This is a genomic window from Bacteroidia bacterium (assembly GCA_033391075.1).
GTDB lineage: Bacteria > Bacteroidota > Bacteroidia > J057 > J057 > JAWPMV01.
Window position 1 is genome coordinate 2,690,556 of record JAWPMV010000001.1, and the last position, 26,431, is coordinate 2,716,986.

Below are 26,431 nucleotides of genomic sequence, written 5' to 3' on the forward strand. Positions count from 1 at the left end.
TTTAAGGTTCTCCCCTACTCTCTCTGCCTACATAGGCTTAGCACAAAAAAAATGGGCTCAATAATTGAGCCCAAATATATTTATACTTATTAAATCATTGCTACTTCATTCCCAGCTCGCCTATGGCTTTATGACTGATTGTAACGGCCTCTAACGGACTGATGCCGAAGGTTCTGTCTTGTTCAACAAAGAAATGCTCCATCCCTGATAAGTCTCTCTTTTCCAGAATCTTAGCAAAGTCAATTCCTCCTTTACCAACAGGTGCGAATCTACCTTCTGTATCCATATCCTTCATATGCCAGGATTTAAACCTTCCAGGAGCCTTCTCAAAATAAGCTACAGGATCTACACCTGCTTTGGTGGCCCAGTAGAGATCCAATTGGAACTTTACATGCTCGGGATTGGTATTTTCGATGAAATAGTCCATAGGGACTATGCCTTTGGAATTTTCTTTAAACTCCATATCATGATTGTGGTAGAGCATCACAAGACCTGCAGCACTACACTTTTCACCAATGGTATTCAGGATGCCATTAATTTCTTCTACCTCTTCACTCATACCCAAACTTCCGTCTCCATTTACTTTGAAATGGCCCATAGGTGGAATTGGAACTACAAAATAAGTGAATCCGGCTGCCTTTACATCTGCAATCATTTGATCTACATTGTCCAGGCTCACACTTCCGTGATGGGAACTAACGGGCTCCAGGCCTATTTCAGCAAGATAAGCCTTGAATTCATCCGGTGTCATTCCGTAGAATTTTCCATCTGCATAACCGGCTGCTTCTATGTATTTGTAACCAATATCTGCAACTGTTTTTAAGACCCCCTTAGGATTTACAGCCAGGGTATCTCTTAAGGTATACAAAGCCAGTCCTCCGAAGGACTCCTCCATTTTCGTTTCCTCTTGTGAAACTTCCTTAGATTCTGGTTGGGTAGACGTACAGGCTATGGCCAATAATAGTAGTAAAGTGCTTAGGTATCTCATGTGAGTGTTAATAGAGTAAATATTTATTCGGGCAAATTTAAGAACAAATTATGTCCATGCCTAGCAATCACTTGATTGCCAAATTTTCCGCATTGCCTCCCTACCCTATTTGTAATGCTATTATTTTAAAATAACTGCTTAAGTTCAAATTCTGGAGAAGCCTCAAACAATTCATCTAAAATCCATTTATGAGCATTTCCATAAATAATCAGGGTTCGTTCTGATTTAGACTGGGCAAGATTACGGGCACTGACAAATAGCCTTGTATTTCTTCTGTACCAATGCCCTGTCAAATCTGCCCCAACAAATCGATCTCCATTCCCCAAATTCACCAGGCCTGTCAGCCATAGTTGTTTGGATCGTTTGGCAAATTCCGAACTATTGAGGTAGCTCAGATATTCCCAAACATCTAATTTATTCTGCAAATCATCATTATAGGAGTTAAATGCCTGATTGAGTTCATCATATTCATGCCAGAGATCCTCTTGTTTCATTTCGCGCGCATATTCATCCCAATCATCCAAACTCACAACTGTTTCGGGTTGAGGGGGACGATTATCTATGCAATGTATGCGGTTTAGCTCCATTTTTTTCGCTACTCGAAAGCCTATTTGAAATGCCTCATGCAAGCCTAATTCCCAGCCGCCACCTTTGTACTCCTGATATAGAGAGTCGAAAGTCGCCTGATTTTCTGGTCTCCATTCTACAGCGATGATGCTAGGCTTGAAATCTTCTGCAATTCTATCAACTATTTTGTCAATCTCTTCTTGATTTTCTGGAGAACGAACATCCATATGATGTTTGCCTACAACATCACTCCCATCTCTGGCTCGATTGAAATGAAAGCTTCCCAGAATCATTACTTCATGTCGATATCCAAGATCTGCTTCTGGCATTGCCTGGACTAGCTTTGACAAAATGGGATTACTCTTTTTTTCTACTTTCTGCTGATCTTCAGAGGATGAACAGGAGGAAAAAATAAGCAAAAGGCTTAGGGCAAGCCCTTTTAATAGGGACTGTAATTGAGTGTTCATAATGCTTGTATGTATTTTCTTTTGGGCCGAATGTTAAGTCTCGATTCTCAGCCAGGAATCTTATGATTTATTTGACTTTTACAGCTAGATTAAAAGCAGCAAATCTTAGACGATATGAAGAGAGGAAAAGTTGTCAGTGTTTTTTCAAATTCAATTACGGGCTTGATGGTTCTTTTTAAAATGCCTCAATCAAGGGAATTCCCTCTACCGTTCCATGCCAATCCCCAAAGCGATGGGTATGTATGTTAATCACAGCAGTAAAAGCCTGCTTATTTTTCACTTGAAGCGATAGCGCAGCATCCCATAAGTTCATGGGCTGATCATTGAAATATACATCCAGAATTTGATTTTCAGGGCAAGCTCTGGGATAGTGATAATTCAGATCATCGCTGCATTTTTTAAACACAAGCTCAAAACTATCGCCTGTATCCAATAAATAAGTCAAAGTGTAAAGATCTCCTTCTTCCCAAACGATTGCGGCACTTTCAATGTAGAAGGTCTCCCTGGGGCCGTCGTTCTGGACGCTGATTTCTCCTTCCGCGAAACGAGCTTCATTTGGATGACTAATTTCAACCTCTTTGCATAGGCTGCATGCATCGGTTTGCAATAGAAGGTTTGTATTAAGACCTATCAGGAGGAATGGAAGAATGATTTGAAAGAGATTAAATTGCATGTTTGTTGTTTTAGCTCAAAATAATGCTGGTTTTTAACAATCATTTGATGAATGCCGAAAAATTTCCCACTAGCCTCTTTTGACTATTTTACCTTCACGTTTGAGTTTTCTTAAGGTCCGTTTTCTATTCTTTACAAATTGATTCGCAATACGAAAAAATGCTTCTGGATTCGAAAACCAGGGATCATGGCAGGATCCTTTAATATGAATCAAAACAGAATTTGGGATAATTTCTGCATACTCATTGACCGCTCTAAAGTAATTGCAAGGCTGAGTTCCATTGTAAATCAAGGTCGGAATCTTAATCGAAGCAAGGCTATCAATTTTAGGACCTGTTTGTAAACTTGCCATTGCCTGATCGGTACTGTATCCATAATAATGGGTTACTTGTTTCACGATCTCCTCTTTATATTCAGACTCTTCTCCCGAGGCAGTTACTTCTCTTCGTATTCTGTTTTCTTCCATTTGTATAAAGCCTACTTTGGGGCCTTTGTAATCGGGATGTTTATCCAAATAATCAGATTTGTAGGTTTTTAACTGGGGCCATTCTCTCCCTCTCCAGTCAACCAGTCCAGATAAAATCAGGCCTTTAATATCTTCCGGATGATTATAGGCATACATCAAAGCCAACAGACTTCCCCACGAAGATGAAGCGATAAATACTTTTTTGCCTTTCGCATGATGCTTTATCACTCGCTCTAAATCAGCCATGTGATCCCAGTAATAATAACTAAGTCTTCCCTGATCGCTTTTCCCACACCCTCTTTGGTCATAATAGATAACTTTCGCTACTTCCTTGAGCCGGTCAAATTCGGGCCTTAAATAACTATGCTCAACTCCTGGCCCACCATGCAAGACAATCACAACTTCAGACTTTCCTTCAAGTTCCCAATAGGCAAGTTTTGCTTCGCCAGGAATAAAGCCTGTCTGAGACATAGCAGATAAGGTGATCATTGATAAGAGTAGAAATGCAATAGTTCTCATAGCTTTTTTTAGGATATACAGCGCTTAGGCACTTGAGGTTGCGCCGAGATAAGGATCCAGACCTCCTCTCAGCTATCAGGCCAGGAAATTCGTAAAGCTTATCTCCAGATTTGAGAGCCTTTTCTCAATATGAGAAGAAATATCGGACACTCGTAAATTGTAAAATACTCACAATCAGAAGGTTAAAGGATCCGGTCCTCTACTTGCATTAATGTTCAATACATAAGGCAAGTATTTTTAACATAAAAGCATTTTACAATGAAAAGTTCACAGCCCCGTCCACATCTCCATAAGTTTCCAATGAGTGGTTATATGTTATCTGAGGATTCTTATGAGCATTCCTGGCGTCCGGGAGATGAAAAAATGGATCAGAAGAAAGATCATTCCAATGATCAGGGATTTACCTATTCTCCCTGGGTCAGGAAATCCATCGGTGGCTGGTACCTGTTTTCATAAGCGTTAGATTAGAGTATTAAATGGCAAAGGCCCATGAATTTTTATTCATGGGCCTCATTTTTTAGCAATGCACCTGGCAAGTGCTATTTTCCTAAAAAGGACCTATCGATTTGTCCGCAAAGTAAAAAGGAAAGATCAAATTCAAGTATCAAGTTCGAATTCATAGAAAGACTCTTGTATGGCTCAGAGCTAGATTTGAATTTGATCTTTAAATTTTCAATTCTCTGTTATTTTTGACTCTATAGATTCTTCTTCTGATGAGTTGCCTTGTTTCGGATTGAGTTTAAATTCTTTAGCCAGCATTCCATCCAGCATTTTCCCCGGTAAGTACTGAAGGAGTACTTTGTCGGTAAATGGAGTGGGACTGATCATATATCGATTTTTAGGCTTTTTGCTTTCAAAAATCTCTCGCACCAAAGAAGCTACTTTAGAGGGATTCATTCCTTTTTTGCCTTCCTCTGCAAATGCCTTTAAAAAGGCAATAACAGATTCTTCATATGCAGTGTTTTCATATCCACTGTCTTCCGGACTGGGTGCTTTGTTCCAAATGGGGGTTGCAACTGCTCCAGGTTCTATGATACTCACTTTAATCCCAAACAACATCAACTCTCTGCGCAAAGCATCACTAAGACCCTCAATCGCATGCTTGGTAGCACAATACATTCCAATAAAAGGCATAGAAACTTTTCCTCCCACTGAACTCATATTCAAAATCCTGCCTGGCTCTGAAGTATAATATGGATCTGCTCCTAATAAAGGGAGAAAGGAACGGGTAACTCGAATGACTCCCATCACATTGATGTTGAGCATCTCTTCAATATCTTCGATGGGTTGGTGCATAATCGGGCCTGACAGAGCGGTGCCAGCATTGTTGAATAAACCATAAAGACCTTTCCCTCCTAACCTTCTTTCTACCTCTTTGACAGCTTTATCAATAGCTGCCTGGTCACGTACATCAAAAATCAGGGGAAAGCAGTTTATTCCAAACTCACTAAGAAGGCGTTTTGCATCTTTTTCTTTTCTGACATTGGCAAAAACTCGATAGCCGTTATTGATTAATTCCTGGGTTGTGGCGTACCCGATACCGGTTGAGGCTCCCGTTACTAGGATAGATTTCATATTTGGGTCGATTAGAGGTTAAAGTAACAAGAACAAGCATTGTTTCGCAAAAGGTACAAAAAAGGAGCTAAGCAAAACTCAGCTCCACAGACAGTTTTAGCCTTATTCTAACATCATAATTCGGACAGAACTTCATCGATTTGAGCCTTGTGCCTCATACTGTGTGCAGCTATCACCAAAAAGAGTTGATAGCTGTCAGCGGGCCCATAAGGGGATTTTCCAATATGTCCCCGCAAGGGAAGGCTTTCATCCTGCAAAAAAGCCCTTATTTGTTCCCTCGAATTTTTAAACGCTTGCAAGGCTTCTTCTTTCGTCATGATCTCAGGCTGTTCCGGCAAAGGAGTTTTAACTTTTACACCTCTGTCAGCTATTTTTCCGATAAGCCAGGCATCTTGCGATCTCAGGTCTTCTTTAAAATTTGAAGGGCTCTTGAGTAGCGCCTGGATATTTCTGAACAAGCCCCGTTCTGCCTGTAGAACATGGCTCATGCACTGAGCAGGAGACCAAGTGTCTGGATTTGGCGAATGCTTCCATTGTTCTTCTGTAAGAGAAGTAAGGCTAGTCAAAAGCTCTTCCTCGCTGGCTTGAAGGAAATTTAGCAGAAAGCTACGCTCGCTCGTATCGATTTTGAAGTCCTGTCCGACTAAACGGATACCCATAAGCAAGAGGATAAAGCAGATTAAAATTTGTCTCATGTATTTAGTATTGTTGATTCAAAACCGAAACTACCAAGAAGAATATGCTATGAGGTGGGGTGAATCTGCCTCTTTTGTTGGGGAAATTGGCCAGCTTTAAATTCCTGTCCTTAAATGATGTATAATAGCTCAAAATAGTCCATATGAAGAAACTGGCTCTATTGATCCCCGAAGGTAAAAGCAGTCCTTTAGCCATAACCGGAGTAAGTACCATTTGCAAATTGGGGCAGCAATATGGTCTAGCTATAGATTATAAAATTCTTTCGACCCAAAAAGAGGCGCATTTGGATGCAGGAAAATTCATCCTTAAATCCGATGAACGGATAGAGCAAGGTGCATTCTATGATTTCCTTATTATCCCCTCTATCATTGGGCCCGTTGATGACTCTCTTCGATTGAATAAAGATCTCTGTGCCTTTGTTAAAAATTCCTATGAAAAGGGAAGTAAGATTATATCGATGTGTACAGGAGCTTATTTATTGGCGGAGACTGGCCTCCTGGATGGATATGAGGCTTCCTCTCATTATGCTGCAATAGATGACTTGAAAAATCGATTTCCCCAGGTTCACTGGAAAGCTGATAAAATTATCACAGATCAGGATGGACTCTATACGAGTGGAGGTACACTTTCTTCTTTTAACGTCCTGATTTACCTCATGGAAAAATACTTTGACAAGGAAATCGCCTATAGCATTGCCAAGGTAATTCAGATGGATTATCCCCGAAATAGCCAAAAACCCTTTTATATTTTTAGCAATCAGAAAAATCATGAGGATGAACTCATTCTAAACATCCAGAATCATCTTGAGAAGACCCTGGACCAGCAAATTAGCCTACATCAGATTTGCCATAGATTTGGGATCAGCAGAAGGAGTTTGAATAGACGATTTAAGCAGGCAACGGGAGAAAACCCACAAATCTATATTCAGAGAATCAAAGTAGAACAGGCAAAAAGATGGCTGGAAAGCAGCGGAAAACATATCAATGAGATCACAACTAATCTGGGATACCAGGATTTGGAATCCTTTCGAAAAGTCTTCAAGAAAATAAGTGGTCTGTTACCAAGTGAATACAGAAGAAAGCTTAAATCAAGCTCCTAATCCTCTTCTTTTTCGTCTCTTGTAAGCATGCCATTGAAAAGCAGATCATTGATGATGTCAGCATGCCTTTCTACTTCTTTCTCATCAAATGGATTCAGATTATATAGCGTCTCCATTTGATAGGAACGGGAAAACAGGGTTGTAATGGAACCAATTACAAAGCTTGTCATATTTGGAGAAGGGATCTCCTTGATTCTTCCTTTCTTTTGTTCCTCAACTCTTACCGTATCCATATAGTGATAAATCTTACCCAGAAGATTTTCAATCAACCATTTGGATCTATCAGATTTGGAAAAGACTTCCTGAACCACGATCTGTTGAAACTCAGGATAGCGGGCAGAAACATAAACAATTTGTTTATTGAAAAGCTTCATCTGTTGAATCCCATCCAAATCCTTGATTAGGCGTGAAAGATTATCCAATTCCTTGATGATCTCCCCTCCTATCAGATTCAGAGCGCTCTTCCAAAGTTCCTCCTTGGACCCAAAATGATAATGCAGGTTAGAATCCGCTACTCCTACTTCCTTTGCCAGGCTATTGAGGCTAACCCCTCGAAAGCCATTTTTTGCAAATGATTTGAGAGCGGTCCTCAAAATTCCATCCAGATTCACACCTTGTTTCTCGCTAGGCCTTCCTGGCTTCCTTTTATTTGGTTTCTCGTCCATGCTTTTCCACTAATTATACCTCTAGCTACACAATTATTGTGAATTGTCTCAATAATTCCTCAAGAAATTTAGGCCTTTGTGTACAATATCTGACTAATTCTTTATAGCATCCTCACAATATTAGGTTGAGTTCTAAATATTATTGGAAAGTTACTTCATAAGCTATACTTTTGTGTTTGTTAAAAACAGAATTTACTCAATTATCGTACAATACTAAGAGCCCTTAAAAAATAAATAAAAGTCATGGCGCAAGTTGAAATTCTCATTCCCAAAATGGGCGAAGGTGTAATAGAAGCTACCGTGCTTAACTGGCTTAAGTCTGTGGGAGATGAAGTAGAAGAAGATGAGACCCTCCTTGAAATTGCCACAGATAAAGTTGACTCCGATGTTCCTTCTCCTGTCAGTGGAAAATTAGTTCAGATTCTGGCTGAAGCAGATGAAGTTGTAGCCGTTGGGAAAGTCATAGCCATTATAGAAACCCAGGCAGCAATTCCTGCCAGTGAAACTGCTCCTCCGGTTCCCGAAACAGTAGAAATTCCCAAGCAAGAAGCTGCATTAGAAAGTCTTGCAGCAGCAGAAACCCTTGTTCTCACAAAAGAAGAAGGCAGAAGGAATTATTCTCCCCTCGTTCGTAGCATAGCAAAACAGGAGAATATCGGGATAAATGAACTGGATACTATTCAGGGTACAGGAGCAAAAGGAAGAGTTACCAAAAAAGATATCCTCGCTTATCTGGAAATTAGAAAACCGGAGATAAATGTACAGGAGCTTATGCCCCCACAAGAGAAAGTAGCTCCTTTAACTTCCACTACTCCCATCCAATCTTTGCCTGTCAATGGAAATAGCCATAAACTAAATGGACAGGGAACTTCTGATGAGGTAATTGAAATGGACAGAATGCGAAAAATGATCGCAGATCATATGGTCATGTCCAAACATACCTCTCCGCATGTTACCTGCTTTTTGGAAGTAGATGTAACTGATATGGTAGAATGGCGGGCAAAAAATAAAGATTCTTTCCAGGAAAGAAATGGAGAGAAACTAACTTTTACCCCTCTTTTTATTCAGGCGGTTGCAAAAGCGATCAAGGACTATCCCCTGATCAATGTATCTGTTGATGAAAATAAGATCATCAAAAAGAAGCAAGTCAATATAGGGATGGCTACTGCCCTGCCCACAGGTAATCTTATTGTACCTGTAATCAAACAGGCTGATCAGATGAACCTGGCAGGTCTGGCCACCACAGTAAATGATCTTGCAAATCGGGCCCGAAACAACAAACTAAAACCAGATGAAATCCAGGGAGGAACTTTTACGGTTTCCAATCTGGGTGCTTTCCGAATTGATGCAGGTACGCCTATCATCAATCAACCGCAAGTAGCCATTTTGGCGCTTGGGAATATTGTGAAGAAACCCGCAGTTGTCAGCACAGAGATTGGAGATGTGATCGCGATCAGGCAAAAGATGATGCTCTCCCTCTCTTTTGACCACAGAGTGGTGGATGGATTTCTGGGAGGATCATTCCTCCGAAGACTGGGTGATTACATCGAGCAATTCACCCAAACTGTTTAACGCTAAGTTATATTCAATTAGCCCTCCCCTCTATGAAGAATACGAAAGCAAAATATAACAAAGAAGACGTCCTCAAGGATTTTACTATCTGCTATAAAAGCAGACTCGCAAGCAACTCTATGCGCAAAGAAGCCTTAAGCGGAAAGGCAAAATTTGGCATCGAAGGTGGTGGAAAGGAACTTCCCCAGATTGCACTGGCGAAGGTTTTCCAAAAAGGTGATTATTACTCTGGCTACTATCGAGACCAGACATTTATGCTTCGCAAAGGGATTTCAAACGTGGAACAGCTTTTCGCTGCCCTCTATGGGGACGCTGTCCATGATCCCTTTTCCGGTGGACGTCAAATGAACAACCACTTTGCCACTCCTTTTATTGATAAGGAAGGCAATTGGATAGATCAGACAGAACAGTACAATATTGCTTCGGCCCTCGCTCCACTTGCTGGCAATGTAACTCATGCACTAGGCCTTGCTTTGGCCTCAAAAAAATATAGAGAGAATCCGGAACAAACAGATGCGCAGCTTTTCTCAAAAAACGGAAATGAAGTCAGCATTTGTACAGTGGGAGATGCAACAACCTCTGAAGGCGTATTCTTTGAAGCCTTAAATGCAGCCGGAGTCATGAAAGTGCCTTTGGTCTATGTTATTTATGATGATGGGCATGGAATCTCTGTTCCCACCAAATACCAAACAACCAAAGAGAATATTTCTGAGATTCTCGAAGGATTTAGAATAAATGAAGCAGGAGAAGGAGCCTATATTTATACCGCTAAAGGCTGGGATTATGAAGGCCTGATTGCGACTTTTGAAGAAGGAATTGCCAAAGTTCGAGCAACCCATAATCCTGCTATTTTCCACATCCAGGAATGCACCCAGCCTAATGGACATTCCACCTCTGGATCTCATACTCGATATAAGTCCAAGGATAGACTCCAATGGGAACAGGATGCAGATGGAATTGCTGCTTTTCAAAACTGGATCATAGAAAATGGCTTCGCTAGTCTGGAAGAAATCCAGGAACTCAGAAAGTCTTGTGAAACAGAGGTAAAAGCAAATATCAAACATGCTTGGAAACAACACATAGATCCGGTAAAAGCAGCTATGTCAGAATTGACAGGCATCTATGCAAAGTTGAAGGAGGAAGCGAAGGATGAGTTTGAATTGATTACTTATCTAGCGGAAATTAATGAGCTATATTTCCCGGTATTAAGTGATTTGATCAAGCATGCAGAAACTGTCCTCATGTTGGCGGCAGGAAGAGAGTATTTAGACCCAGAAGATTTGAATACCTGGTATGAGAGCAAAAGAGCATTGATCGAAGAAAGATATGAAGGGCAACTCTTTAGTGAATCTAAACTTTCCCCACTAGCTGCAGAAGAAGTAGAAATTGAATATGGAGAAGATGCCGAATATGTAAATGGATCTGAGGTACTGAAAGCGAATTTTGATGCCCTCTTTGATAAATACGACAATCTCTATGCATTTGGAGAGGATTTAGGAAAGATTGGAGGAGTAAATCAGGCAATGGCTGGATTGCAGGCTAAATATGGAGAAGAAAGAGTCTTCGATACGGGTATCAGGGAATGGACCATTGCTGCACAGGCAATCGGAATGGCCATGAGGGGACTTCGCCCAATCGCTGAGATTCAATACCTGGATTACATCCATTATGCAATCGCACCTTTGGCCGATGATCTGGCAACTCTCCGCTATAGAAGCAATGGATTACAAAAATCTCCAGCAATCATACGGACACGAGGACATAGACTGGAAGGCATTTGGCACTCGGGTTCACCCATTGCTATGCTGCTTCATTCTATGAGAGGTATACATATCTGTGTGCCACGAAATATGACACAGGCTGCCGGCCTTTACAATACGCTCTTAAAAGGTGATGACCCGGCTTTGATGATCGAGGTACTTAATGGGTATAGAAAGAAGGAATTAATGCCCAAAAATGTGGGCGAGTTTAACATTCCTCTCGGCCAGGTAGATATCTTGAAAGAGGGAGAAGATGTGAGCCTGGTAACATATGGAGCATGTGTGGAAGTGGCAAAACACGCAGTCACTATCCTCGAAAAGAAAGGCATTTCTGTAGAACTTATAGATGTACAGACCCTCCTACCCTTTGACTTATCTCAGGACATTTTAAAAAGTCTCAAAAAGACCAATCGAATTGTATTCCTCGATGAAGATGTTCCGGGAGGTGCTTCAGCTTATATGATGCAGGAAGTCATTGAAAAACAAGGAGGATTCCCATACCTTGATTCTCCCCCCAAAACGATTAGTGCCAAACAAAGTCGTCCTCCTTATGGAAATGATGGAGACTATTATTCTAAACCCCATCCCATGGACGTCTTTAAGGTAATTTATGAAATGATGCGTGAAGCTGCGCCTACGAGATTCAGCCGACCGCTCAACTCTTTACCCGAGATACCTACTTATTAATAGGACAGATTAAACTTGTTCCCCATAAAGCAGTTTTGTATTAATAGATAATTGCTTGTATTCATTCTATTGGGAATAAATATTTGATGGAAAAAATCGCAGCTTACAAAGCCAAAAACAAAATACGCATCCTGACTGCCGGTTCACTCTTCGACGGTCATGACGCGGCTATCAATATCATGCGCCGGATCATCCAACGCTCTGGAGCGGAGGTTATTCACCTCGGACATAATCGTCCAGTTCATGAGATTGTTAATGCAGCTATACAGGAAGATGTTCAGGGCATAGCCATTACCTCCTATCAGGGTGGGCATAATGAATTTTTCAAATATGCCTATGACCTTTTGCAGGAAAAGGGTGCCGGTCATATCAAACTATTCGGAGGAGGTGGAGGTACCATCCTTCCTTCAGAAATTGATGACCTTCACAAGTACGGTATCACCCGTATCTATTCTCCGGATGATGGTCGTTCGCTGGGATTGCAAGGGATGATCAATGATCTATTGGAAAAGTGTGATTATCCATTAGGCATCAACCTCAATGGACAGCTGAAAAGAATACCGGGCAAGGACCACGTTTCTATAGCTCAGCTCATTTCTGCAGTAGAAAATCAACCCGAAGAAAATCAGACCTGGATTAATGAAGTCAAAGCGAAAGTAGCTGATTCAGAAATCCCCGTTTTGGGAATTACAGGAACAGGTGGTGCAGGAAAGTCTTCCCTGGTAGATGAATTAGTCCTACGCTACCTTGCAAAATATCCGGAAAAGACCCTGGCCATTATTTCCGTTGATCCTTCTAAAAGGAAAACCGGGGGAGCACTCCTGGGAGATAGAATCAGGATGAATGCTATTTCATCAGATCGAGTATTCATGCGATCATTGGCCACCCGTCAATACAATCTCGCCCTGAATAAGCATATCGATTCTACGATCGCGATTCTCAAGCATTCGGCTTTTGATCTGATCATATTGGAAACTTCTGGAATCGGTCAGTCAGATTCAGAAATTGTAGACCATGCCGACCTATCTGTCTATGTCATGACTCCTGAGTTTGGCGCAGCCTCACAATTGGAGAAAATTGACATGTTGGACTTTGCGGATGTGGTAGCTATCAATAAGTTTGACAAAAGAGGTGCCCAGGACGCACTTAGGGATGTTAAGAAGCAGTACCAAAGAAACCATGAACTTTGGGATAGAAAACCGAATGAGATGCCCGTCTACGGATCTATCGCTTCTCAGTTCAACGATCCGGGCGTCAATCAGTTGTTTGAAGAGATTTTTGGACGGATCTGGAAAGGGGATACAAAGAAGGAAGTAGAAGGTGAAAGCAAAAAGCAATATATCATTCCACCTGCCAGAGTACGTTACCTTTCTGAAATCAGCGAAGGAATCCGATCCTACAATAAAGAGACTGAGACACAAAGTGAAGTAGCTCGCAATCTCTTTGCGCTCGAAAGATCCAAGAAGGTTTTGGGCGCTGAAGCAGGTCCTGCAATCGAAGCGCTTGACAAAGCAAAGACAGACTTAGAACAAGACTTAAGTCGTGAGAATAAAGCCATACTTGATGGATGGGAGGGAAAAAGAGAGGCCTATGGGCAAGATACCTTTGTGTATAAGGTTCGGGATAAAGAGATCAAAGTGGAGAATTTTACCGAAACTTTGTCCCACAATAAAATCCCCAAAGTAGTCCTTCCCAAATTCAAAGACTGGGGAGAAATATTGAGGTGGAGCCGACAAGAAAATGTGCCGGGAGAATTTCCTTACACTGCAGGTGTATTCCCTTTCAAAAGAAAAGGAGAAGATCCGACTCGTATGTTCGCAGGAGAAGGCGGACCAGAGCGTACCAATAAGCGTTTCCATTATTTGTCTATGGGAATGCCTGCAAAACGCCTGTCCACTGCCTTTGATTCCGTAACGCTTTATGGAGAAGATCCCGATCACCGACCTGATATCTATGGAAAGGTTGGGAACAGTGGAGTAAATATCTCCTCCCTCAATGATGCCAAGAAACTTTATTCAGGTTTCGACCTTTGCAACCCAAAGACTTCTGTTTCCATGACCATCAATGGTCCGGCGGCAACTATTTGTGCATTCTTTATGAATGCAGCCATCGACCAACAATGTGAACTCTATATCAAAGAGCAGGGTCTGGAACATCTGGTTGAAGCAAAACTCAAAGAAGTTTATGATGACAAAGGCCTTGCCCGTCCTCAATACAATGGAGACATACCAGAAGGTAATGACGGATTGGGGCTGATGTTGTTGGGCCTTACAGGTGATCTGATACTTGAGCCGGAGGTTTATGAACAATTGAAGGCCAAAGCCCTAAACTCTGTTAGAGGAACCGTTCAAGCGGATATTCTCAAAGAAGATCAGGCTCAGAATACCTGTATTTTCTCTACGGAATTTTCCCTCAAGCTCATGGGAGATGTGCAGGAGTATTTCATCGGGCAAAAGGTAAGGAACTTTTATTCTGTTTCTATTTCGGGTTATCATATAGCAGAAGCAGGAGCCAATCCCATTTCTCAATTGGCCTTTACCTTATCGAACGGATTTACTTTTGTAGAGTATTACCTCTCCAGAGGAATGAATATCGATGACTTTGCCCCTAACCTATCCTTTTTCTTCTCTAATGGAGTTGATCCGGAGTATGCGGTAATTGGCAGGGTAGCCAGAAGGATTTGGGCGAAAGCAATGAAATATAAGTATGGTGCAAATGCTCGTTCTCAGAAGCTGAAGTACCATATCCAGACTTCCGGAAGATCACTTCATGCCCAAGAGATAGATTTCAATGACATCCGCACTACCCTACAGGCTCTTTATGCGATTTATGATAATTGCAATAGTCTACATACCAATGCCTATGATGAGGCAATTACTACGCCAACAGAGGAAAGTGTAAGACGGGCAGTAGCCATTCAGATGATCATCAATCATGAGCTGGGACTGGCCAAGAATGAAAATCCCTTGCAAGGAGCATTCATCATTGAAGAATTAACGGATTTGGTAGAAGAAGCGGTTCTGCTTGAATTTGATAGAATCACAGAACGTGGAGGAGTGCTGGGAGCAATGGAGACTATGTACCAAAGAGGAAAGATACAGGAAGAATCCCTGTATTATGAAACCTTAAAGCATACGGGAGATTTTCCAATCATAGGGGTAAATACCTTCCTTTCATCTAAAGGTTCTCCGACCATTCTTCCCAAAGAAGTGATACGGGCAACTGAAGATGAGAAGCAATTGCAGATCAGCAATCTTGAGGACTTGAAGAAGGTGCATGACAGCCATTCAGCAAAAGCGCTGATGGATCTTCAGGAAGCCGCTTTAAATAACCATAATGTATTTGAAGCCCTGATGAAGGCGGTGAAAACTTGTTCTTTAGGACAGGTTACGCACGCTCTCTTTAAAGTAGGAGGTCAATATCGTAGATCTATGTAAATAACATTGCTTTGGGTAATTGTTACCCAAAGCAATATTATCTGAAGTATAACCCCAGTATATAGTCGGGTTAATAGGTCATTAGCCTCTCATTCGAAACTTACCAGTCAAATTTTTTGGACATCCAGTCTGTAAATTCAGCCCATACTTCTTCATAGGGTTTTGCCATGACATTCTCTAACAATTCCTCATTTGTTGCAAACTCTTTAAAGCTTGGATGGCCATACTGATAATCAATAAAAGCCTTGATTACGATGTCGAGTTTACCTATTTCCTGTAAATAAAACATGAAATATCTGGCAGTCGCATGATTCAAATCTCGTTGGTCTCTTTTTAATACTAAGTATTCCTCTGTACGTTCTATAATCCCATTAAACTCATCCCATCTCATCATAATCAAATTAGCGGGTAGATCATATTTAGGAACTAATTTGAAAGAGCCTTCAAAAAATTTTGATCTCCAATTATCAGTTCCTTTGACAGGTTTTGCTCCATTGTTTCTGCTTTCCTCAAATAGAGCGGGTAGACCTTCTGCTACCCAGGGAGGCAAATGCGGCGCATTATAATTGAGCAGGATGTGCATCAACTCATGTACGAGAGTACCCTTAAATTCATTGGGATTTCCTGGCATATAGGCAATCATGCTAAAATTATGGATGCTGGAATATCCTACATGAGAAGAAGAGATATCAAAGCCAAATACCATACTTGCCTGAGAAGTATAGGTAAGGGAATCCTCTCCAATATGTACACTGATGAACTTATCAGGAATTTTCAGATTGAATCTTTGTGAAAATTTTTCCATGTAAACATCAAGAAGCATTTTAAACTTAGCTAAATTCCTTCCTGAAATAGTATTACCCGAAAACAACAAAAAGTAGTCAGAGTTTGAATCACCTTTGTATTTCAACTCTTTTTGTTTGTACAAATCGGAGAATAATTTTAGAGCGTTTTCTTTTTCTTGAGGATTTCTTAAGAAGGTTTTTTCTACTCCTGAATCCAGCTGTCCCCTATGCGTTTGAGGGCTTAGGAATATTTTTTCTATCTCCGGACCCTGTTTTATTTCAAGGTCCTTCCCACTTCCTCCTTCCCTGGGCTCAACCGAACTAAAGGAAGGTTCTCTCATCATGGTAATTTGGACAATCCCTACATTTCCAGTTACACATTTGGTTCTTATTTCCTGTATTTCCCCCTGCTGGGTCTCATCCAAAATGTAGTTCTGCATCATCCTGTCTAAAGTCCCTGGATCTCCATCCAACACACATTCGCATGTCCCAATAATGAGGTCAATCCAGGCTCTTTTTTCTCCCATTAAATCATCTCGTTTAACAATTGCCTTTTCCAGGGCTTCTTCATAATTCCCAGCTTCGAGCAATGAATCCAGATTCGCCAATTCCTGGGCGAAAACGAAATTGGGAATTAGCATGAGCAGAATAAGAGACTTTTTCATAAGGCTTTTTGTGATTGTATTACTGGTTTCTGACAACTCTAAATCCCAAATTTTGGTACTTGCCACTTTGATCAAATTTAGCCCTTCTTTCAATTTTACTTCTCCGATAATTTGAATCATAATCTCCTCCTCTTACACTTTTTAACTTCGAAATATTCAGTAGCTCAACAGAATCCAGCCCAAGGGTATTCTGTTCATAATTGTCATTTGTAAACTCCAGCACATTTCCGCTCATATCGTAAAGGCCCAATCTATTGCATTTCTTCAAGCCAACTCTTTGTGGGGTTTTCACTTTGTCATTTCTTGTCCAACCCACACTATCAATAGAATTGCTCCCTGCATAAACAAAATTCTCAATTAAACTGCCCCCCCTTGCCGCATATACCCACTGCTTATCTCCAGGTAAATCATAAGAATGTCCTGTTTGCAAGGATAACCAACTGCAGTAATCTTTTGAATCCAGCCAACTCACATTTACTTGCGGTAATAAACCTTTACAACCCCATTTAGGGCAGCTATTTGTTATACCTTTACTCTGTGTATAAAGTTTGTACTGAAAACCCGTAATCTCATACCTACCGATTTCGTAGCTTTTTCTGGGAGAGAGAGTATCATTCTCGACAACTTCAACCCAAACCATTTCAGGATAATATTTACTTTCTAATTCTATTCTTCTTAGCTCCGATAGAACTGCCATTTTATTGTTAAGTACAAATTCCAGGCTATCTCCTTCAAGAGGAAAGCCAGGCAAAGAGCTGGTAAAAAGTCTTAACTTTTCATAAATCCTGATTGCATTTTCGTCCTTAGCCTCAACATAAAAGAAGTATAATTCTTCCAAAGGAGGCAACAAAAATGTTTCAGCCTTTTGAAAAGCACTTGATAATACTGCCAAAAATACCGGGGGATCGAAATCCTGGAGATTCTCCCCGATCAATAAGGCTCCCTCTAAATTCAAGTTTGCTGCTTCATAATCCAATTGATAGATCGAAGCATTAATATCCTCTATTTTGCTCTCTAATAGTGCAAAACTGGCTTTGCGCAGATCGATGTATTTGACTATTGAAAATACCGCCAGCAATAGGATGAGGGTGCTGACAGCAAAGAATATCGCTCTTCGTCTTCTTGAAATTTTCTGGAGATTTCTCCTCTCTTCATCAAGAAAATCAACGTACTGATCTTCCATATTTATTTGTTTGAGGAAGGGTTTGATATACTCCAGGTCTTCCTCAGACATGCGGATTCCTTCTGTTTCCCTTAATTGGAATTTGTCTTTAACATACCTTTCTGCCTTCCTTCTGGCTTGAGAGTCAAGAGAAGCTTTTGAAAAGACCAAATTGGCCAATGTGTCATGAATAATTTCGTATCGCACAGATTTTAGAGCCAGGGCGTTCTATTCAATATACAATAATTTTAAATTGACCGGAAATTATTTTAATTAAGATTAAATCTCGGGTTAAATCGTTTAGCTTTTTTTAGCTAAAAGTAAAGGCAAAGCAATCAAACTATGTGTACATAAGGCTAAAAACAGGAAGAGACTAAGTAGATCTTGATGTTCAAAGTAAAGAAGAAAAACAGCACATGATCCTACCCCTAAAGAAGCCCAGAGGATAGCTGAAATGTTAAAACCTTCTGACATCGACCCTAATAAAGTTGTGCCAATGAATATGGTAAGGAAGAGGCAAAACAATTCTAATTGGCTCCAAACTCCAGATACAGCTACATAGAAAATGAGAAATAATAGTAAAAGAAAGGTTCCCAATCCTATATAAATACCAGAATATGATATGCGCCTAGAAGAATTTCTTTTCTTTTTGGAAAATAGTCCAAGCGAAGACATGACAGGCCTCAAATTTACCCAAATAGGATTATAGGGATTGATCTTATCGGCAGTACCATAAACAATATCTACCTCTGGATCTTTTTGCTTAAAGGTGCCAAATATCCGATCCCAAAACACGAAGGTTCCTCCATGATTCTTATCTACATATTCGGGATTGCATCCATGATGCACCCTATGTAATTCTGGTGTGATGAAAATCTTGTCTAACCAGCCTGAGTTTTTGACGACTTTATTGTGGTTGTAGAATTGTACAAAAAGGTTGATTCCGGCAACAGCCAGAAACAGCTCAGTAGGAATCCCTACAAAAGCCAGGGGTAACATAAAGGGGGCTGAGCTCAGGGTATGAAACCAGGAATGACGAAATCCCAGGGATAGATTGAAATGCTCAGCCTGGTGATGTACATGATGGATGTTCCAAAGGAAAGGAATCTCATGGTGTAAACGGTGAGACCAGTAAAAACCAAAATCCCATAACACCAAAGCAATGAGCCACTGAAGAATTTCAGGCAATTCAACAAAATACTCCCAGCCAAATTTCTGAAAAATGAAGCTATAGGCAATAACGGTAGCTCCTCTGAAAATCAGTAAAAGTAAATGCCCGGAATTGAGGTTTGAAGCCATCTCATTCCAGTGAATCTTTTCCTTTTTAACAAGGCTGGAATAAAGTATCTCTACGAGTATAAAAAGAAGCAGGATCAAAAGTCCTTTCCCATATTGAAGATCCATAGGTTTTCTGTTTAATTCCAGAACAAGTATAAATTACATTTCGCCTTTTGCCATATGGAATCGTATTTTGAAAAAATGAATATTTGGGATTTTCCGCAAATTGTCTACATATCCTGACAAAGATTATGAAAAAATCATTGCCCTTAGGTATTCAACTTACTATTGTGATTGAAAATTCCCAAAATTTATAATAATGCATGAAAAGTCCTTTTTTCAATGGCTTTTCTTCCTCATAAATTCATAAGCAGGAAATAATTCAGTTCTTTATCTATCAAGGTTTTACTCAGGCTTAGGCCAAAGCAAACATAGCCCTTATGAAGAAATTCAGGATTAGAGCGATAAGTAAATATTTACCCGGAGCCCCCATCAGTCATCAACAAATAGAACGAAAGGCCGGGATCAGAGAAGGTTGGGTAGCAAAGAATTCTGGCGTAGTAAGTCGCCATTTCGCCAGTAAAAAAGACAGCATAGCCTCCATGTCTGCTAAAGTTCTCGATTGTAATCTGGATAAAAGCAATTTGACTTTGCATGATCTGGATTTACTGATATGTGCAGGCGCAACCTATGACTACCCTATTCCTTACAATGCCTGCATGGTAAAAAAGGAAATGAAAGCATTCGATGCCCAATTTCACTGTTTTGATGTAGATGCGACCTGCCTGAGTTTCATTGTTGGTTTGGATGTAGCCCTTTGCATGATGAATAGCAAAAACATCAAAAAAGTAGCTATTACGAGTGCTGAGATTTCCTCTCGTTCTTTAAATCCCAATGACCCCAAAACCCTTTCCCTATTTGGAGATGCTGCAGTATCTATTCTAATCGAAGAAGACCCTCAGGGAATTGAAGTATTAGGAAGTCACTTTGAGAATCACTGTGAAGGGGCTGAACTGGCTATGGTTCCCGCAGGAGGGAATAAACTCTTGGGATTCGATCCGGAGGCCCGGCAGGAAGATTTTTATTTTCATATGCAGGGGAAAAAGTTGATCAAAATGACCTTTGCGAATCTAGCAGCTTTCCTCGATAAAATGGAAGAGGCAACAGGCGTAAATCTACATGAGTATGATTACATCATTCCTCATCAGGCTAGCAAATTCGGCAATGAATATTTTATCAAGAAATACCAGGTTGATCCCAATAAAGTATTTCAGGGATTGACGGATTATGGCAATTGCATTTCAACTTCCGTTGCGCTTGGATTGGAAACCCTATACAATTCAGGCAAAATCAAGAAAGGCCATAAAGTGCTGGTTGTAGGAACGGCCGCAGGGCTCTCTTTGGGAGGAATAGCTCTTCAATTTTAGTATATGAAAGTTGTGGTTAGTGGTGCCTCTGGTTTTCTGGGTGGCAGGTTGATTAAATACCTGGCGACCAAAGAATATGAGGTCTTTGCCCTGAGCAGAAATCAAAGGCGTAAAGAGGAATTCGAAGCTTTGGGAATTCAGCTCATTAGCAATGATCCTTATTCGGATGGAAATTTAGGTAAAACTTTGTCGGGGAAAGATATGCTGGTTCATTGTGCAGCTTTATCCTCTCCCTGGGGAAGATTTGAAGACTTTCACCAGGTCAATGTTGGCTTGACCCAAAAACTCCTGAAGACTTCCAGAAAAGTTGGCATACAGCGCTTTATAAATATCTCATCTCCAAGTATCTATTTTGATTTTAAGGATCGGATAGGAATAAAGGAAAAAGACCCTTTGCCGGAACAATTTGTCAATGCTTATGCAGAAACAAAGTTATTGGCAGAGGAATGGGTGTTGAGTCAGCATGGAAAGAGAATCGAAACCATTTCTCTCAGGCCTCGAGCCATCATTGGAGCGGAGGATCAGGTTCTGTTTCCCCGTTTGATGCGGGCCTATGAAACCGGAAAACTTCGAATCATTGGAGATGGAAAGAACCTGGCAGACTTTACCTCTGTTTATAATCTGGTACGGCTTATAGAGGCTTGCTTGCATACTGAGTCTTCAGCATTGGGACAGAGCTACAATATCAGCAATGGAGAAGCCAGTCCGATGTGGGAAGAAATCAATTACCTGATTGAAGCTTTGGGAAATCCTCCCATTCGAAAAAAGCTCCCCTACTCTATGGCTTTGGGAATCGCGGGCATATTGGAATGGAAAAGCAAATACCTTGGAGGAGGTGAACCCAAACTTACACGCTATGGTGCAGGAGTATTGGCAAAAAATTTCAGTCTGGATATTAGTAAAGCCAAAGCAAATTTAGGCTACAAGGTCGAAATGAGTACCCGCGAGGCCCTGGAAGAATTTATAACTTGGTACAAAACAAATTCATGAGTGTTAAGGTTCAGCTAGAAATTTTATATACCGGCTATTGTATGGCACCCGAAGCAATTGCCATTAAATCCGGCAAAAGAAAATCTATCCGATTTCATGCAAATGTAGCTTTGATTCAACATCCGGAACACGGATATATTCTCTTTGATACAGGCTACGCTCCCCGTTTTTTTGAAGTTACAGCTAAATGGCCTGAAAAGATGCAGGCATTATCTACACCGGCTGTCATTGAAAAAGAATGGAGCGTAATCAGCCAGCTAAATAAGAAAGGAATTAAGGCTAAAGACATTTCCCATTTGGTGATTTCACATTATCACGCAGATCATATTTCCGGATTAAAAGACTTTCCGCAAAGTCACTGTTACTCCATGAAATCCGGCTATGACCAAATGCTTCGCCATAAAGGATTTTCAGGCGTGAGAAGAGGATTGATTCAGAAATTGATGCCGAAGAATTTAGAGCAAAGAATAAGCTTTTTTGACAAGTGGGAGCCGGAAGAAAGAAGTGATGAATTTGATTATCACTATGATATGTTTGGAGATGGGAGTATTAAGATAGTTCAGCTTCCGGGACATGCAAGAGGGCAAATAGGTTTATTGATAAATGAAGGAAATGAGCAGGCTGTATTTTTGGCAGCAGATGGATTTTGGTTAACGAATTCTTTGGACCAGAATGTACTGCCCAATAGCATCGTGAAATTATTTTTTGACGATTGGAAGGCCTATAAAGAAAGTTTTCAGAAGATTCGAAGCTATAGATCCGAGCATCCCAATACAAGAATCATCAGTTGTCATTGTCCTCGAGTTTTTGATGAGACTCCCCAAAAAGCTTACGATTGATATGTTTAAACTTTGGATTATCTATTATTGGTTGGGGATTAAACTCAGGGGAAAGTTTACTTCCCGGGAAAAGCTTTTGAGATATCAACAGAAAAGACTCAAAAAATTTCAAAATCAGGTCCTGCAGAAATCCCCGTATTACCGAGCTTTGATAAAGCAGGGATATGACATAGACAGTTTCCCTCTGATTGGGAAAAAAGAATTTGTAGAATCCTTTGACCAAATCAATACTGTCAGACTTAAGGCTAAAGAATCCTTTGACTTTGCCATCAAAGCAGAACAAGACCGAAATTTTTCTGGCGAATTAAATGGGATAACAGTTGGGCTCTCAAGCGGGACTTCCGGCAATCGATCCTTGTTTCTGGCTTCTGCTAAGGAGCGAGCAAAATGGGCTGCAAATGTATTTTCCCGAGTTGTCAGTCCAAGATTTCTACAAAAACAGAAAGTAGCCTTTATCCTGAGGGCAGATAGCAATCTCTACAGCTCTGTATCCTCCTCTGCCTTTCAGTTTCGCTTTCTTCATCTGGCCACTCCCCTGCCCGACTTGATCCAGGAGCTAAATGCCTATCAGCCGGATATCCTGAGCGCTCAACCTTCCCTCATGGTTTTGTTGGCTCAAGCCAAAGTCTCGGGGAACCTATTCATTTCCCCCAAACAAATCATATCCTATGCAGAGGTACTGGATGAGATGGATCGAAGGCAAATCGAGAAAGCTTTTGGAAAGATCATTACTGAGGTCTATCAATGTACCGAAGGTTTTCTGGGGCATAGTTGTGCAATTGGAAATATTCATCTGCATGAGGATTTGGTAAGGATTGAAAAAGAGTATATCGCTCCCGGAAAATTCCAGCCTATTGTTACGGATTTCAGTCGCTCCTCCCAGCCTGTGGTTCGCTATAAAATGAATGATATCCTGGTAGAATTGGAGGAGCCTTGTTCTTGTGGCTCTCCCATGATTGGTCTAAAAAGAATAGAGGGAAGAATGGATGAAGTTCTGGAATTTGAAGATCAATCAGGTGAACGAAGACAGATTTTCCCTGACTTTTTGAGGAGAACACTGATCATGGCTGACGATAGTGTCGAGAATTATCAAATCATCCATTCAGATGATAAAGAAGTTGAAATATACCTCCAGGGTTCGAAGATGGATTTCAAAGAAAGCAAAAGGCGACTTAGCCAAGCCTTTACAGAATTATTCGCCTCCTATGAGCTGATAGATGTAGAACTGATTTTCTTTGACACCATCCCGCCTAAGCATGCACTCGACAAAATGAAAAGAATTGTATCCCTGAAACCTGAAAGAAAAAGGGCTAAAGCATAACTTTAAATAGCCATACCTTAAGCCCTGATAATTAGATGTTAAAATATATTTTTAAGAGAACATTGATTGAAGCTTCATAGCTACTCCCATATCTCCATCAATTTTCATTTTGCCACTCATCATGGCATTCATAGGATTCAATTTGCCCGCTATCATGGATTGAAAATCATCAAAGCCAAGACTTACCGTACAATCCGCATCGATATTCTCCGTACTGACTTTATTTTGATCTCCGCTCCCATCAATCAATAATTGCGTATCGCCAAAGTCAAACTTCAAGGTATTGCCGATGCTTTTTACAGAGCCCGCTTGTTTTTGAATTGCCTGAACCAATTGCTCCAGGCTTTTGCCATTTCCATTAGAGGAAGCTCCATTTGATGTGCTGGCATTTTTACTGGTTGGAACTTTGTAGTCGCTTTTCGCCGCTTCATATCCCACATTGTCTATGAGGATCTTGGACAGAATATTTAGCATAACTTCAGATGATCCCCCACCTATGGTTCCTACCCGGCAATCTCTATAAAATCTCGCCATGGGGAATTCTTCCGTAAATCCATATCCACCGAAAAACTGGATGCATTTATTGGCGACTTCATTGGTTTTCTCGGCCACTAGAAGTTTACCAATCGAACAGAGCTTCACATCATAGACATTATCCGCATAGAGTCTACAGCATTGATAGGTGAAAGATTTGAGCGCCTCAACTTCCGAAGAAAGCTGAGCAATCCTATGACGCAGGACCTGAAAGCGATCCAGAGATCGGCCAAAGGCCTCTCTTTCTGACATATACTTAACACTTTGTGCTAGGGCTTGCTCCATGGCTACGATTGCAGCAGGCAAGCCTATAATGCGCTCTAATTGGAGGCCATTCATCAGGTAATAAAATCCTTGTCCCTCTTCTCCTACCAGATTTTCTACCGGTACCTTCACATGATCAAAACTGAGCTCAGCAGTATCTGAGGCCCACCAGCCCAATTTCTTGATCTTACGGGCAGATACTCCTTCTGCATTTCTATCAATCACCAGAAGACTCACACCAGCTGGACCTTTATCCGGATCTGTTTTGACCACTGTTACGATAAAATCGCCATAAACTCCATTGGTAATAAAAGTTTTGGAACCATTGACTATGTAATAATCACCTTCCCTGACTGCGCGAGTTTTGATGTTTGCAGCATCGGAACCTGCACTAGGCTCAGTAATCCCTATCGAGGCTAATTTCTCTCCAGAGATAATTCCCGGCAGGTAATTTTCCTTTAGTTTTTCACTTCCATATTTCAGGATATATGTTGAGGACATGTATTGGGTTACCTGCTGGGCAATGGCAAATCCTCCGGAATTGAGACGACCTAATTCCTCATTAAAAACGATATCATAATAAAAGTCCAATTCCTTCCCTCCATACTTCTTGGGATAGCCTAAGCCGAGGAAGCCCATATCTCCCATTTTCTTCCAAATGTCTTTGGGAGTTCTTCTATCTGCCTCCCATTTTGGGATATTCGGAACGGCCTCTTTTTCAAAGAAATCTCTCAGACTTTGACGAAATAATTCATGCTCTTCAGAAAATTTGATGATACTGCTTTCGCCCTCAGGCTTTCCTTCCAGAACAGAGTCGTAGGATTTATTGTCAATGATCATTTTAGAAATGATCTCCCTCATAATTTCACTCGATCCCCCTCCAATTGGGCCTAAACGATTGTCGCGATACATACGGGCCATGGGAAACTCCTCTGTAAATCCATATCCTCCAAACATTTGGAGGCATTCGTCAGAAGCTTTGAGCGCAAGTTCGGTTGCCAGCAACTTAGCCATGGCCGCTTCTTTGACAATATATTCTCCCTTATCATAGCGCTTGCAGAGATCGTAATTGAAGATTTTCAAGGACTCAATTTCACTGGCAATCATGGACATCCGATGACGCAAGACCTGAAATTTGTTGATCGGTCTCCCAAAGGCTTCGCGCTCAGACATGTACTGAAGTGCTTTCTCCAGAGCTAACTCAGCAGCAGCGACGCCTCCCACGGCCATAACGAGGCGCTCTAAGGCAAAGTGATGCATGATATAGAAAAAGCCTTTGTTTTCCTCTCCGAGCAAATGTGGAGCGGGTACGCGTACTCCATCCAGAGAGATATCTCCTGTATCGGAAGCATGCCAGCCAAGTTTTTCAATATTTGAAGCACTGAGTCCGGCAGAATTTCGATCCACAATGAACATACTGATGCCATTTGCACCTGCATCAGGCTGGGTTTTGGCAGCTACTACAAGAAAGTCTGACTTCACTCCATTGGTGATAAATATTTTTGATCCATCAAGGATGTACTCATCGCCATCCTTAGTCGCTTTCGTCCTAATCCCTGCCACATCAGATCCAGCTCCTGGCTCTGTAATGGCTAGGGCCCCTATCAGTTCTCCGGCTATACCGGGCACCAGGTATTTTTGCTTTTGCTCTTCATTTCCCTGGGCATTGATATGATTGAGGGCCAGGAATGAATGACTTCCCATGGCTGCATTGAATCCTCCGGAATTAGGCCGAATCATTTCCTCCAGTAAAACCACAGAATAAAAGAAGTCTACTTCCATTCCTCCATAGGCTTCGGGAAACATCAGGCCGAAATAGCCCATCTCGCCAAATTTCTGAAAGATACTTTTTGGTATGTCTCGCTTTTCTTCCCATTCATCTATAAAAGGAGTCACTTCTTTGGCAAGAAAATCCCTGATTGATTCTCTAAAAAGGTTATGTTCATCTGAAAAATAATATCCTTGGAAAGCCATATGCTATATTTTTTATTTTCTA

Annotated in this window: 20 protein-coding genes; 9 read left to right on the top strand and 11 right to left on the bottom strand. The window is 41.0% G+C overall.

Annotation, left to right across the window (positions count from 1 at the left end):
• Nucleotides 1-100: 100 nt before the first annotated feature.
• From R8P61_10930 to R8P61_10945, 4 genes are all read right to left on the bottom strand, one after another.
• The gene (locus R8P61_10930; protein ID MDW3647570.1) at nt 101-988 is read right to left on the bottom strand and encodes a sugar phosphate isomerase/epimerase; all 888 of its coding nucleotides are present in this window, start codon (nt 986-988) and stop codon (nt 101-103) included.
• Between the two features lie 125 nt (nt 989-1,113).
• Entirely contained in the window at nt 1,114-2,022 is a 909-nt protein-coding gene (locus R8P61_10935; GenBank protein MDW3647571.1) for a DUF5694 domain-containing protein, read from the bottom strand.
• Nucleotides 2,023-2,197: 175 nt separating this feature from the next.
• Nucleotides 2,198-2,695: a hypothetical protein gene (locus R8P61_10940; protein ID MDW3647572.1), complete on the bottom strand. Its 498-nt coding sequence runs from the start codon at nt 2,693-2,695 to the stop codon at nt 2,198-2,200.
• A gap of 69 nt (nt 2,696-2,764) precedes the next feature.
• Nucleotides 2,765-3,679 carry an alpha/beta fold hydrolase gene (locus tag R8P61_10945; protein ID MDW3647573.1) on the bottom strand — a complete coding sequence of 305 codons (915 nt, stop codon included), beginning with the start codon at nt 3,677-3,679 and terminating at the stop codon, nt 2,765-2,767.
• A 258-nt stretch (nt 3,680-3,937) separates the two neighbouring features.
• On the opposite strand from R8P61_10945, the gene R8P61_10950 reads away from it, so the two are divergent.
• Nucleotides 3,938-4,135 carry a hypothetical protein gene (locus tag R8P61_10950; GenBank protein MDW3647574.1) on the top strand — a complete coding sequence of 66 codons (198 nt, stop codon included), beginning with the start codon at nt 3,938-3,940 and terminating at the stop codon, nt 4,133-4,135.
• A 216-nt stretch (nt 4,136-4,351) separates the two neighbouring features.
• On the opposite strand, the gene R8P61_10955 is transcribed toward R8P61_10950, so the two are convergent.
• Together R8P61_10955 and R8P61_10960 are read right to left on the bottom strand one after the other, a co-directional pair.
• Complete coding sequence (locus R8P61_10955; protein MDW3647575.1) at nt 4,352-5,254, bottom strand: SDR family oxidoreductase; 903 nt, start codon at nt 5,252-5,254, stop codon at nt 4,352-4,354.
• Between the two features lie 113 nt (nt 5,255-5,367).
• Nucleotides 5,368-5,949: a DinB family protein gene (locus tag R8P61_10960; protein ID MDW3647576.1), complete on the bottom strand. Its 582-nt coding sequence runs from the start codon at nt 5,947-5,949 to the stop codon at nt 5,368-5,370.
• A 143-nt stretch (nt 5,950-6,092) separates the two neighbouring features.
• On the opposite strand from R8P61_10960, the gene R8P61_10965 reads away from it, so the two are divergent.
• Nucleotides 6,093-7,049, top strand: a complete 957-nt coding sequence (locus tag R8P61_10965) for a helix-turn-helix domain-containing protein (GenBank protein ID MDW3647577.1) — start codon at nt 6,093-6,095, stop codon at nt 7,047-7,049.
• On the opposite strand, the gene R8P61_10970 is transcribed toward R8P61_10965, so the two are convergent.
• Entirely contained in the window at nt 7,046-7,714 is a 669-nt protein-coding gene (locus tag R8P61_10970) for a TetR/AcrR family transcriptional regulator (GenBank protein ID MDW3647578.1), read from the bottom strand. The genes R8P61_10965 and R8P61_10970 overlap by 4 nt on opposite strands.
• Before the next feature lie 243 nt (nt 7,715-7,957).
• Here R8P61_10970 and R8P61_10975 point away from each other — a divergent pair, with 243 nt between their 5' ends.
• From R8P61_10975 to R8P61_10985, 3 genes are all read left to right on the top strand, one after another.
• Complete coding sequence (locus R8P61_10975; protein MDW3647579.1) at nt 7,958-9,286, top strand: dihydrolipoamide acetyltransferase family protein; 1,329 nt, start codon at nt 7,958-7,960, stop codon at nt 9,284-9,286.
• 32 nt (nt 9,287-9,318) lie between these two features.
• Nucleotides 9,319-11,733, top strand: coding sequence for a thiamine pyrophosphate-dependent enzyme (locus R8P61_10980; protein ID MDW3647580.1), 2,415 nt, complete (start codon nt 9,319-9,321; stop codon nt 11,731-11,733).
• Nucleotides 11,734-11,819: 86 nt separating this feature from the next.
• The gene (locus tag R8P61_10985; protein MDW3647581.1) at nt 11,820-15,170 is read left to right on the top strand and encodes a methylmalonyl-CoA mutase family protein; all 3,351 of its coding nucleotides are present in this window, start codon (nt 11,820-11,822) and stop codon (nt 15,168-15,170) included.
• Between the two features lie 100 nt (nt 15,171-15,270).
• Here the strand turns inward: R8P61_10985 and R8P61_10990 are convergent, their stop codons facing one another.
• From R8P61_10990 to R8P61_11000, 3 genes are all read right to left on the bottom strand, one after another.
• On the bottom strand, nt 15,271-16,620 hold the full coding sequence (locus R8P61_10990) for a hypothetical protein (GenBank protein MDW3647582.1): 1,350 nt from the start codon (nt 16,618-16,620) through the stop codon (nt 15,271-15,273).
• Between the two features lie 19 nt (nt 16,621-16,639).
• Nucleotides 16,640-17,989: an SUMF1/EgtB/PvdO family nonheme iron enzyme gene (locus tag R8P61_10995; GenBank protein MDW3647583.1), complete on the bottom strand. Its 1,350-nt coding sequence runs from the start codon at nt 17,987-17,989 to the stop codon at nt 16,640-16,642.
• Nucleotides 17,990-18,082: 93 nt separating this feature from the next.
• Entirely contained in the window at nt 18,083-19,186 is a 1,104-nt protein-coding gene (locus tag R8P61_11000) for a sterol desaturase family protein (GenBank protein MDW3647584.1), read from the bottom strand.
• A gap of 314 nt (nt 19,187-19,500) precedes the next feature.
• On the opposite strand from R8P61_11000, the gene R8P61_11005 reads away from it, so the two are divergent.
• Genes R8P61_11005 through R8P61_11020 form a run of 4 tightly spaced genes read left to right on the top strand, consistent with a single transcriptional unit; the run spans nt 19,501 to nt 23,637 of the window.
• The gene (locus R8P61_11005; GenBank protein ID MDW3647585.1) at nt 19,501-20,487 is read left to right on the top strand and encodes a 3-oxoacyl-[acyl-carrier-protein] synthase III C-terminal domain-containing protein; all 987 of its coding nucleotides are present in this window, start codon (nt 19,501-19,503) and stop codon (nt 20,485-20,487) included.
• 3 nt (nt 20,488-20,490) lie between these two features.
• Nucleotides 20,491-21,477 (top strand): NAD-dependent epimerase/dehydratase family protein, encoded by a 987-nt coding sequence (locus R8P61_11010; GenBank protein ID MDW3647586.1) that lies wholly within the window; start codon nt 20,491-20,493, stop codon nt 21,475-21,477.
• Nucleotides 21,474-22,316 (top strand): MBL fold metallo-hydrolase, encoded by an 843-nt coding sequence (locus R8P61_11015; protein MDW3647587.1) that lies wholly within the window; start codon nt 21,474-21,476, stop codon nt 22,314-22,316. Before R8P61_11010 ends, R8P61_11015 begins: the two co-directional genes overlap by 4 nt.
• A gap of 1 nt (nt 22,317) precedes the next feature.
• Nucleotides 22,318-23,637 (top strand): adenylate synthase, encoded by a 1,320-nt coding sequence (locus R8P61_11020; GenBank protein ID MDW3647588.1) that lies wholly within the window; start codon nt 22,318-22,320, stop codon nt 23,635-23,637.
• 51 nt (nt 23,638-23,688) lie between these two features.
• Here the strand turns inward: R8P61_11020 and R8P61_11025 are convergent, their stop codons facing one another.
• Nucleotides 23,689-26,409 carry an acyl-CoA dehydrogenase family protein gene (locus tag R8P61_11025; GenBank protein ID MDW3647589.1) on the bottom strand — a complete coding sequence of 907 codons (2,721 nt, stop codon included), beginning with the start codon at nt 26,407-26,409 and terminating at the stop codon, nt 23,689-23,691.
• Between the last annotated feature and the right edge of the window lie 22 nt (nt 26,410-26,431).